This is a genomic window from Candidatus Binatia bacterium (assembly GCA_026415395.1).
Lineage (GTDB): Bacteria > Desulfobacterota > Binatia > HRBIN30 > HRBIN30 > HRBIN30.
In genome coordinates, this window is the sequence record JAOAHD010000004.1 from 1 (window position 1) to 10000 (window position 10000).

Annotated in this window: 10 protein-coding genes; all 10 read right to left on the minus strand. The window is 63.0% G+C overall.

The window, feature by feature from the left end; translation table 11 throughout:
• Positions 1 to 821: alcohol dehydrogenase catalytic domain-containing protein (locus N3C12_04495; GenBank protein ID MCX8071691.1), on the minus strand; the 821-nt coding region annotated here is incomplete at its 3' end.
• A 27-nt stretch (positions 822 to 848) separates the two neighbouring features.
• A complete protein-coding gene (locus N3C12_04500) occupies positions 849 to 2078 on the minus strand; it encodes a HupE/UreJ family protein (GenBank protein MCX8071692.1) in 1230 nt (409 codons plus the stop codon).
• Positions 2075 to 3046 carry a peptidylprolyl isomerase gene (locus N3C12_04505; protein ID MCX8071693.1) on the minus strand — a complete coding sequence of 324 codons (972 nt, stop codon included), beginning with the start codon at positions 3044 to 3046 and terminating at the stop codon, positions 2075 to 2077. Before N3C12_04505 ends, N3C12_04500 begins: the two co-directional genes overlap by 4 nt.
• On the minus strand, positions 2989 to 5208 hold the full coding sequence (locus N3C12_04510) for a DUF3604 domain-containing protein (protein ID MCX8071694.1): 2220 nt from the start codon (positions 5206 to 5208) through the stop codon (positions 2989 to 2991). The genes N3C12_04505 and N3C12_04510 overlap by 58 nt, the downstream gene beginning before the upstream one ends.
• 185 nt (positions 5209 to 5393) lie before the next feature.
• Positions 5394 to 6515, minus strand: a complete 1122-nt coding sequence (locus N3C12_04515) for a right-handed parallel beta-helix repeat-containing protein (GenBank protein MCX8071695.1) — start codon at positions 6513 to 6515, stop codon at positions 5394 to 5396.
• 37 nt (positions 6516 to 6552) lie between these two features.
• A complete protein-coding gene (locus N3C12_04520; GenBank protein ID MCX8071696.1) occupies positions 6553 to 7101 on the minus strand; it encodes a LemA family protein in 549 nt (182 codons plus the stop codon).
• Between the two features lie 48 nt (positions 7102 to 7149).
• The gene (locus N3C12_04525) at positions 7150 to 7857 is read right to left on the minus strand and encodes a TPM domain-containing protein (protein ID MCX8071697.1); all 708 of its coding nucleotides are present in this window, start codon (positions 7855 to 7857) and stop codon (positions 7150 to 7152) included.
• Between the two features lie 94 nt (positions 7858 to 7951).
• Positions 7952 to 8692: a hypothetical protein gene (locus tag N3C12_04530; protein MCX8071698.1), complete on the minus strand. Its 741-nt coding sequence runs from the start codon at positions 8690 to 8692 to the stop codon at positions 7952 to 7954.
• Between the two features lie 16 nt (positions 8693 to 8708).
• On the minus strand, positions 8709 to 9290 hold the full coding sequence (locus tag N3C12_04535; protein MCX8071699.1) for a hypothetical protein: 582 nt from the start codon (positions 9288 to 9290) through the stop codon (positions 8709 to 8711).
• A gap of 31 nt (positions 9291 to 9321) precedes the next feature.
• Positions 9322 to 10000: imidazole glycerol phosphate synthase subunit HisF (gene hisF, locus N3C12_04540; protein ID MCX8071700.1), on the minus strand; the 679-nt coding region annotated here is incomplete at its 5' end.

Consider the following 10000-nt stretch of genomic DNA (forward strand, 5'->3'; position numbering starts at 1 on the left):
TCCTTAACCACCAGCAAAATGCCGTTCAGGCGCGGCATCGTGGTAAAAACCCCAAGCACGACCACGGTTCCCCCACGGCGCACCAACGGCAACGCCTGTTCAAGCGTGTCCGCGTGTCCCCCCACTGTCTCCACGACGATATCAGGTGCGCGCTCAGAGGCGGCTTCGCACACTTCCGCGTACGCGTTGGCGCCGGTGAACACGCGCGCCGCTCCTAAGCGACGGGCTGCCTCCGCTTGGTGCGGGTGCCGCGCGGTAGCCCACACCTCGCTGGCACCACTCCAATGTGCCGCAGCCACAGAGAGAAGGCCAATTGTACCTGCTCCGAGCACACACACGCGGTCTCCAGGCCGCATAGGCGCAATGCGCAGCCCGTGCCACGCTACGCTCAGGGGCTCCGCCAGTGCCGCAACGGCCCAATCCAGCCTCTGTGGCATCGGAAACACGGCCGCCTCCGGCACGCGGACGAAGTCGGCAAAACCACCATCGATCATATTTCCGAGCAATCGGAGGTCTGGGCAAAGTTGATAGTTCCCGCTCAGACAGAAGTTACATACTCGGCATGGGACCAGCGGTTCTATGACAACGGCATCCCCTTCTCGCACCCGGCGCACCCCACTGCCCAGGCGCGCCACCTCACCACTGATCTCGTGCCCAGGACAGACAGGCGGCGGGGGGAACTGCCCAGTAAAAAAATGCAAGTCGCTACCGCAAATTCCACAGTTGCGCACGCGCACGACGACCTCACCGTCCCTAGGCTCGGGCATCGCTGTTTCCCGCACCTCGATCCTTCCCGGCTCCACACAATATGCTGCACGCACTTGCCGTGTCCTCCTTCGAGCCTAGATCTACGCGTAGGCGCGCGACAAAAACCAGTACGTTCCTGCGGCTAAAACCACACCCGATCCCCCATCCACCAGCCAGCCGCCCGCGCGCGGATGGCAACGCCGCAACCATTGCAGCACAGGCCACGCGGTCGCGACCACGGCCAATTGGCCGAGTTCCACGCCGACGTTGAAGCCACCTAATGACAGAGCCAACGCCGTCGGCGGCAAGCCGACGTCGAGCAGCACCGAAGCAAAGCCAAACCCGTGTACCAAACCAAAGAGAAACGCCACACTCCAGCGTAACGACTCGGAATGCTGGACATCCCGCGCCCAGGCGAAAAACGCGGCAGAAAACAGCGCCAATCCAGCGGCCACCACTGGCGGCACCTTGCCTGCGCCGGCAAAAGCCGCGAGCGCCACCGCGACCAGTGCAGCCACAAGCCCCCACGGGCCCGCCCATTGGCCCTTTGCACGCAACCAGAAATTTTCCACCGCCACCATGACGATCGAAAACCCAATGAGCGCCTCCACCGCACTTGCCTCCGGTCGCACCCAACCCAGAGCCGACAGAGCCAAGGTGACGCTGTGCGCAAGCGTAAACGACGTGATCACCTTGGCGAGCGCCGACAACGAACCGCCCACCAAAATCAACGCAAGTACAAACACCAGGTGATCGTACCCGCTCGCGATGTGCTCAATTCCCAGCCATAGGTAGGTGGCAAAGCCACCTGGGACGGCGCCTTTGCCGCCGGCAGCACTGAGCAACAGCCATTCGCGTTGGGTTGACGTGAGCACGCGCTCGGGCGGCGATATCGGAAAGCCTTCCACACGCGCAAAGTGCAAATGGGTCGGCACGACATCGAACAACACATCGCTACGCACACGCACCCGGGTGCCGTGCGGGCACGCGAGCCCCCACTGCGCTGCCAAGCGGCCACCACCGGGGTGGAGGACGCGCGGCGGCGACACTACGGCACACGGCGCATCATCTACGAACAGCCGCAGTTGGCTGACCGCATAAGCGGCAAATTCACGATCGCGACTAGCGCTCGGGTACACGCCCCAAGAAAAGTGCGTGGCATCCAACTCGGCCATGCGAAAGGTCACTTCCACATGCGTTCCATTGAATCGCCAGGTGGAGTAAGAGTGCGTGCGATCGTGCGCCCGCGCTACTGTGGCGACGGCAAGCACGAGGGCAGCAGTAAGCCATGGCAATTGAGCACTTCTGCTCCCACCTGTGCGTCCGTTCATCGCGCTTGCCCTCGGATGTCCGCAGCGACGTCGGGAGCGACGACAACATCGGCACGTGCGCGCAATTCGTCGAGATACGTACGCAAAGCCTGCTCCGCAGCTTGTCGGCGAAATTCGTTGGCCACCTGCGGCCGAATCTCCGCAAACGGCGGCGGTTCCCCCTGACGCCGCTCGACGACATGGAAAATGTGTACACCGGTGGCGGAGCGAACCGGCGCGCTCACGCTACCCGTGGGCAAGTCTGCAAGGACTCGCACTGCAGTGGGGCCCAACAACTCCCCGAGTTTGCTCAACGGCAAGAGTGCGTCGGGTAGCGGTGGCGACTCCTCCTGCCCAGCAGCGGCCCGCAAGGCTTCGAAGCTCTCCCCATTGAGAATCCGCTGGTGAATAGCCCGCGCACGACCCTCCACCGCTGCCGCTTCCTGCGGCGCGGCAATGGGAAACCAAATTTGCCGGACTCGCAACAACTCCGGCCCAGTGAACCAGTCGCGGTTGGCCTCGTAAAAGCGCTCAAGCTCGGCCTCGCTGACCTCCACATTTTCCTGTGTGGCGACCACCGAATCGATCACAGCACTCACCAAGGCACGGCGGGCGCGCAGGTCGGTCCGCGGTAATTCCAGTTCCAAGGCGCGCTGCAGCAACAACTCCTCGTCGATGAGTCGCTGCACAGCCAAAGCGCGATCCTCGGGAGTCAGCGGCGATTTTCGATCGCTCGCCAGCGCTTGGAGAGTACGTTCGTACTCCGCCCTTGAGATAAGCGCACCGCCGACCCTCGCCACAGCATCAGGGGGAAGCCGTTCACCCCCGCCCTGAGGGGCCACCAGCCCAAAAGCGGTGAGAGCGACGCCACCTAGCATCCCGAGACCGGAAAGCCAACGAATTCGTCTACGCGAGGAGGGCGTTGCAATCACTAGCTCGGCGGGCGGAGATAAATCGGACTCGACCACGCGCGTTCCTGGTTCGGCCATAGGCAATCGTCCTCGTACGGTGTGCGATAATCGCCGTAGCAGGGACGAACCTCCACACAATTCCCTTGTTCGTCGTAACGGCAGCGCAAACCACCAGCATTGACCGCCAATGTCGGCTCCTGCAGAGCACGCACGTAGTAAACGAACTCACGGCCGGCGCCAACAAACTCCGGGTCGTCAAACTCGACTTCGCATCCCGTGGTGCTATTCGGGCATTCGAACCGCCGCCACGGGTCCTCGATCAACGAGCCGATGGGCTCGCCGGCAAAGTCCTGTGGGCGAATCCGCACAACGTGGATTTCCACGATCCGATGGCGTTCGTCGCTCGGGTGGTAGCACTCCCCGCGGCACAAACGCTCGAGGCGCTCCGGGGAAAGCGCGCGCCTCGCATATCCGGGGCAACCGGGAAGTTGCTTGCGCGCACCGATGGCGCGCACGCGGAAACGGGGCATTTCTTCTTGCACGGTCTCCGAACCCATGGGCAACGCATCCCGGCCCCGCAATAGATCGAACCACAGCAAGATGCGATCGCCGCTGGTGGCGTACACTTCGCGCCGCTTAAGGGCGCGCCAAATCGACTCGCGGTCGCGGCCCTCGGCGTGCACTGCCACCAAGCCGCCCGTCATGAAAAACGACGCCTGGCGTTCGAATTCCAAAATCTGAAATGGCTGCAGCCCCTGCAACGCAGCGGGGTCGATCCGCCGTGACTCCGGGCTGGGCTTTTCTGGACGCAGTAAGCGGTTGTGCCACTTAGCATCGCGGGCACCCGCCGCCTCGGTCATCATCCGCCGCCCGTATTCCTTGTAACCGGTGCCCGGGCGGGCCGTGTGGTTGTCGCTGGAAGCGATGAAACCGAAGCGAAACCGGCGCGGCTGCCCCTTCTCGAACTGCGAAAGTGCGAGGATGTACTGTGCTGAGTTCGCGGGCCGGTAGTTGAAAGCCGGGTTGAAACAATTGCGGCACTGACCGCAATCGAGCCAGTCCGTCACCTCTGCACCGGGCACCGTCAAGCGGCCGGCAACCCCCGCGCGAACATAGTTGTCGCGCGCCGCACGCACGCGCCGCTCGCACTCTTCGGGTGCGATGCCACCGCAGCGCTTGCGGATAATTTCCCCTGCCTGCCAGCAGCACGGCAGGTAATCCCTCGTGGGTTCCGGGCAAACCGGCTCGCCTTTGTCGTCGAACTGCACCGGCCGCCACTCGCGGTACTCCTCAGAATTCCCGTGGCCGGAGTAGATCTCGAACAAAAACTGGCGGCTCGGGTCGTGCATGCGCCCGACGAGCTGTTTGTCCCACGATGCGTCTGGCGGCGTGTAAAAGCCCCATGTCGTTCCGTGGGGGATGACGAGGGCTTCCCAGCCACCTTGTGCGAGCTTTTCGAACAGCTCCGCTGGGGTGCGGGCATTTTCATGGCAATCCGCGGGAAGCTGACGTGTGTCCACCCCACGGGGGCACAAAGGCACTTCGCGATTTTCACGCTGGAACTCGCCGAAGTCGAAGTACCGCTGGCGATTCGGCCAGTCGAGCAACGGGAACAACAAGCGCTGCCGCAGCGGCGCGGGCGCCCGCAAGGCACCAATGAGCTGTTCGTCAAGTGCACTGATCGGGCGCTTTGGCACTTTCTCTTCATCGAGGTCCTTGAGCACGACGTTGCGGTGCCCGTAATGCTCCTCGGCGGTACGGCCGACTTGTGTCCACTCCCATCCGAGAAAGGCCACGATATCCGGATTTTGCGGGTCGCCGGCGAGCGCATTGCACTGACGGATGGACTCCTTGGTTTCTTGCCAATGGCGCGGGGTCAACGCCTCGGCGTGATCGTTAATGCTCCAAAAATCTAAGCCGGAGCAGTAGCGGGCAAAGTCGCACGCATCTGCGGGGGGGTGGACACCCTCACCTTGCAACATGGGCAGGCTGCGGAGGAACGCATCGGCAGAAAACGTCGTGTGCACGTGGAGATCGCCGAAGAGAATTTGCTTATGATGCGGCTCTGCCGGAGCAAGCGCACGGGCGGCATTGTCCTCGGCCGCAGTGCGTGCCGCCACGATGGCCTCGTCTACCCGTTTTCCCTCGATCGTGCCTGGTCCTTGGTGCTGCCCCCGACAGCCGATCGCCACCAGCCCAAGCCCGACCGCACCGGCCAACCACCACCTTTGGGTTCGCATGGGGCGCGGCTATCACGATCTGCAACCCGAAGCGAGACCACTCGCGCATCCGGGATCAGGGCGACGCGGCACCGCGCAGCCGCGGCGCCCCACGGTTTCGCTGGGTGGGTGCTCTCGCAATCGGTGCCGACTGCCGGCGGATCCTAGCCCCGTTTCGTGTGTCCGAGCGAGAAACTTCACCGCAATCACGAAACCGGGAAGTGATAGCCAAGGTCGAGCGGACCCGCGTCGCGCACAAGGCCGGTCGTCGTCCGCGCCCGCAAGATGCGCCGCAAGTCGACGAAATCATCGAGCGGGTTGCCAGCGTCGATGGCCGGGCTTGCCGGATTGAGGCGAAAGTCTCCGGTAATCGCGTCGGCAAAGATGGCATCCCGGTTGATGTCATGCACGCCACGAATTCCTTGAGCACCGCTCGGCGAGTACGAGGCCGGAAACACCAAGTTGTAGTCACCCCGGTAGCCGGTCTGACTGGGCGGCTGCGTGGTCACTTTGATGTTTTCCTGTCCCGGAACGGCAAGCCCATTTTGCTGCAGGATGTTATTCAGCACTAATGCGCCCGGCGATGCCTTCGTCGAGTTCCCAATCTCGATGCCGCGACCACCATTGCCGTACACCGTGTTGTGCAGGAGCCGCGCCGAGGGCGATCCTGCAGTGGTTCCACCAATGCGGATGCCGATGCCGGCATTGCCGTAAATCAAGTTGTTGAACACAAGCACATTCGCGGAATCCTGCACTCGAATGCCGTCACCATTGTTCACTACCAGCACGCAGTTGCGAATCACCGCACCATCACTGCCGCTTTTCAACACGACTCCTCCGTCGTTCGCGCCCCAGACGGTAAAGCCGTCGATGACCACCCCATCAACATTGGCAAGGCTGAACCCCGGACCGGAACCTGTGTTGCGGAGATCGAGCACGACGCGGCCTTGGGCCAGAAAGGTCAGGCGCTTGGGAGCCTGGCCGGTTTCGGCGGTGGTCACCGGCTCTCGATAGGTGCCGGGCGCGACGACGATGGTGTAGTCGCTCAAGGCAATTTGCGCAGCCCGGCGGATCGTGGCGAGCGGCACGCTCGGGTCTGCGCCGGAGTTGCTGTCGCTGCCGAAGGGAGCCACGTAACAAACTTTGCTGTTGGCATTGCACGGGAGCGGTGCAGGCACGACAAGATCGCCCCCGCCGCCGCAGCTTGTCACAAAAGGAATCACCAGCAGCAAGCCGAGCATCAAGTCCCGCGCTGCGCGGCATGGTCCAAAGCGAGAAAGTCTCAAAGAAGTTCCCGCGCACTGCGCCACCGTTGGCTGTTCTCTCATAAGGCAGCCCTCCTACCGCGTGATCGTGATCGAACGCTTAGAATTGCACTTTCGGAACTGCTTCGGCCCCGGCTTGCGCTTCGAAGTACTGTTCTTTCTCGAAACCCACCAAAGCGGCAAGAAAACGCTGTGGGATTTTCTTGATGTACGTGTTGTATTCGCGCACGGCTTCGTTGTAGCGCCGCCGCTCGGTGGCAATGCGATTTTCTGTGCCGGCAAGCTCGTCGGACAAACGCGCGAATTGCTCATTCGCTTTCAGATCGGGGTAGCGCTCGGCAATCGCTAGCAGGCGGGCCAAAGCGGAATTCAGTTCGTTGGCCGCCTGGATTTTTTCCTCGCGCGTGTGGGCACCGAGCAAGCGGGCACGTGCCTCGGCCACGCGGGTAAAAATCTCCTGCTCGTGTTTGGCGTAACCTTTGGTCACTTCGACGAGGTTCGGGATCAGATCGTTGCGCCGTTGCAACTGGTTTTCGACCTGTGCCCAGGCGGCATCGACGCGTTCGTGCAGCTCGACCATGGTGTTGTAGCCGCAACCCGTCAACACCAGCGCCAGCAGCGCTGCCAGCAGAATCCCCTTTTGCCGCATGCACCCTCCTTTTTCCTTCGCTCCGTGCGTAACCGCATTCGCTGCCATTCACCACCGCCCCCCTGCGCCCCCGCCGCCGAAGCCCCCGCCGCCGAACCCGCCAAACCCGCCACCGCCACCGAACCCGCCGCCCCCGAAGCCGCCGCGGTAGCCACCGTAATAACGCCAGCGGCCGCGCCGCCCGCGCGCGCTCGCGGCCATACTGCTGACCACAATGGCCAACACCAGCAGCGCGAACAACACCCCGATCAACTCCACCCACACCGGAGGCGGCACCCGAGGGCCTCGTTCGAGAGCTTCCTCTGGCCCGCTGCTCGCTCCTCCGAGGGCACTCAACTCCACACCCTCTGCGCGCGCAATGAGGCGCGCCATTTCCGCCGTGCCCGCCCAAATGCCTCGCGCATAATCGCCACGGCGGAACGCTGGCAGAATGAGGCGATCGCGAATTTCGCCCACCTTGCCGTCGGGCAGAATACCTTCGACTCCGTAGCCAGTAAGGATGAACATCTCGCGATCCGCAGTGGCAACGAGGAAGACAACGCCGTTGTCCTTCTTGCGATCCCCGGGCCTCCAGTCCTCGGCGATCTTCATGGCGTAGTCGAAGGCGGTCAGCGGCTTTGTCGAGCGCACAACAATCACGGCAATTTGCGCCCCGGTCTTCCGATCGAGCTCGCCAATCAGTGCCTCGAGCCGGGCGCGCATGTGTGGGTCGATCACGCCGACGTAATCGGAGACGTAACCGAGCGGGCGCGGCACCGTCGGCTCCATCGCCGATGCGCTGCCGAGCGAGGTTGCCCAGCAGAGTGTGCCGAGGAGGAGCGCACACCACAGGGATGGGCGCGCGAAGGGCTTAGGTTTGGCGGGCACCTTCGAGCAGGAGCCCATCGGCCACATGAACAACGCGACCCATCTCCTCCAGGAAACCGCGAAACAACCTCTCACGCTGCTTGGCCCAGTGCAACTGCCGCTGACGAATACCCAGCAACGTACGGGTGGCGGGCAGCATGACGCCAAAAGTGGCTTCGAAGCGTTCGGCAACTTCTACGTAACGATGCGGCAGCTCCTGCCCAGCGAGCCGCAACATGTGGCGCATCAGGATGGCAAACGATTTCGCCGCCTCGAGCAGCGTCGCATCGGAACCATGTGCCCCGAGGTCGGCAGATTGGAGGTAAAGGCTTCCGAGCTTTAGCCACTTGCTTCGTAGCTCGAACTCGAGCTGGTGCCGCAGGTGAGCGGGATCGATGTCCACGCTGTGTAACGGGTCCTCGCCCCCCAGTACCTCGTGGCACTCGCGCATGTCGAGCAGTTCCATTGGAAACACATCGGCGGCGCGGCGGAAAAAGTCTTCCTGCACAACCAGGGGAACGGCCATGCCGCGTTTCTGCCAGCGCGGCCAATGGGGCCGAAGCTTCTCGAGCACAGCGATGGGAGAGCCACGCACGACCACGAGGAAGTTCAGATCCGAAATTCCCTCGATGTAGTCGCCCGCGGCCGCGCTCCCGTAGAGCAGCAGGCTCACGAAATCCTCGCCAACCGCCTGCTTGAGCTCCTCCGCCAAGATCGGGATGCGGGCACGAGCCTCGCTACCCATTCGCGCAATGCCTTTCTCACTCAGGTGTAAAGGCAGCTTCGAGTTCGCGCAGCACTTCTTCCTCGGCTTGCGACACTTTGCGGCCAAGCCCCAGAATGCCGCCAGCGGCTTCCGCAACGGCTCGCGCTCTGCCCATCACTTCCATTCGCAGCCGCTCGCGGGCAGGCTGGTCCAACGAGGCACACAAGGCGCGCACGTATTCCTGCCAAACCTTTCGGAGCTGCGGCTCCGGCCGTTCCTGCAACCAACTCTCCAGCAGCGCAAAGCCGGCGCTTCCGGATTCCAGGCCAGCCTGTCTCGCCGCCGCAATAATCGCCTCGCGCTCCTGACGAGCGATCGAGCCATCGGCCCACGCCACCTCCACGAGAGGCACCAAGGCCAGCGGGGCCAAGGTGCGTGGTTGGATCCCCAAATCGACGAGCTTCTCCAGCACCTCCTGATCGCGAATTCCGGAGGCTGCCGAGAGCTCCTCGATCCATTGGCGCCGCTGCTCCTGCTCGCGCAGCTTTTCGATCAACGCCTGTTCCCGGCGGCGGAAGAACTCCTCCTCCAGCGCCTGTCGTCGTTCTGCGAGTAAACTTTCATCTTTGCCAGGCATCGGCGAGTCACCTCCCCAATCCCACGAACTCTCACAAGCGCACCGGCACGCCCCGGTGCGCCAGGTACTCTTTGCATTGGCGAATGGAAAATTCACGATAGTGAAAGATCGAGGCAGCCAGTGCTGCCGAGGCACCTGCCAGCGCCAGCCCTTCGTAAATGTGTTCAAGATTGCCCACTCCGCCGGAAGCCACAACCGGAACAGCCACTGCCTCTACCACGGTGCGGGTAAGCTCGAGGTCGTAGCCGAGCCGAGTTCCGTCACGATCCATGCTGGTCAGGAGGATCTCGCCAGCGCCGCACTCGCTCATGCGCACAGCCCATTCCAGGGCATCCAAGCCGGTCGGTCGCCGGCCACCGTGGGTGTACACCTCCCAGCGCGGCGGGTCGCTCCCGGGGATGCGTTTGGCATCGATAGCGACGACGATGCATTGACTTCCGAATCTCTCGGCGGCCGCACGGACGAAGTCCGGGTTGTGCACAGCAGCGGTGTTAATCGAAACCTTGTCCGCCCCCGCATTCAGCAAATCCCGGACATCTTGAAGTTCGCGCACCCCGCCGCCCACAGTCAGCGGCATGAACACCGTTTCGGCCGTGCGGGCCACCACGTCGAGCAAAATTCGCCGCCGTTCGTGCGACGCCGTGATATCAAGAAAGGTCAGTTCGTCGGCTTCTTCCTCGTCGTAGCGCTGGGCAATTTCCACGGGGTCG

Excerpts from the sequence above, each read along its gene's own strand:
- N3C12_04530 (MCX8071698.1), bottom strand. The coding sequence starts at position 8,692 with ATGGGTAGCGAGGCTCGTGCCCGCATCCCGATCTTGGCGGAGGAGCTC.
- N3C12_04520 (MCX8071696.1), bottom strand. The coding sequence starts at position 7,101 with ATGCGGCAAAAGGGGATTCTGCTGGCAGCGCTGCTGGCGCTGGTGTTG.
- N3C12_04515 (MCX8071695.1), bottom strand. The coding sequence starts at position 6,515 with ATGAGAGAACAGCCAACGGTGGCGCAGTGCGCGGGAACTTCTTTGAGA.
- N3C12_04535 (MCX8071699.1), bottom strand. The coding sequence starts at position 9,290 with ATGCCTGGCAAAGATGAAAGTTTACTCGCAGAACGACGACAGGCGCTG.
- N3C12_04500 (MCX8071692.1), bottom strand. The coding sequence starts at position 2,078 with ATGAACGGACGCACAGGTGGGAGCAGAAGTGCTCAATTGCCATGGCTT.
- N3C12_04510 (MCX8071694.1), bottom strand. The coding sequence starts at position 5,208 with ATGCGAACCCAAAGGTGGTGGTTGGCCGGTGCGGTCGGGCTTGGGCTG.
- N3C12_04505 (MCX8071693.1), bottom strand. The coding sequence starts at position 3,046 with ATGGCCGAACCAGGAACGCGCGTGGTCGAGTCCGATTTATCTCCGCCC.